Annotated in this window: 1 protein-coding gene; it reads right to left on the bottom strand. The window is 76.5% G+C overall.

Annotation, left to right across the window (positions count from 1 at the left end):
- Positions 1 to 575 (bottom strand): GNAT family N-acetyltransferase (locus LPA54_RS35585; protein ID WP_228984709.1); only part of this gene is annotated, 575 nt, incomplete at both ends.

Below are 575 nucleotides of genomic sequence, written 5' to 3'. Positions count from 1 at the left end.
CCACCACGGTGTGCACGGCGTCCTGGCCGAGCGCCCACGCCGACAGGGTGCGCAGCGCCTCGGTCGCGTAGCCGTTCCCGCGGGCCTCCACGACGAGGTCGTAGCCGATCTCCACCCGGCCGTCGGCGCCGGGCGGGCCGTGGAAGCCCATCGCGCCCACCGCGCGGTCGTCCCCCCGGCGGACCAGCACGTACATGCCCCACTCCGGGACGAACGCGCCCTCCTCGTACTGCTTGACCCCGATCCCCGCGCCCACGCGGGTGCCCTCGGCGGGCGCGCCCCCCGCCCAGGTGAAACCGCCGTCGCCCGCGACGGACAGGCTCGCGGCGGCCGCCGGGGTGACGCCCTCCAGGTCGAGCCGCTCGGAGCGCAGCACCGGGTTGTTGCACCAGCGCCAGGCGGTGACCGGCTCCCGCCCCGGCAGCTCGCCGCGGCCGGTCGCCCACAGCAGCGTCGGCCAGGGTGCCGGTCCCGGCCTGACGCGCGGGAAGATCCGTGTCAGCACGAACTCGCAGAGCTCGGCCGGCGGTTCGTACGCGATGCCGAGCCCCTCGGCCATGTCGTGCGTGTGCAGC

The sequence above is a fragment of the Streptomyces sp. DH12 genome, from assembly GCF_020873895.1.
Lineage (GTDB): Bacteria > Actinomycetota > Actinomycetes > Streptomycetales > Streptomycetaceae > Streptomyces.
Note: the sequence above shows the minus strand (reverse complement) of the source record. Positions and strands in the feature narration are given on the sequence as shown.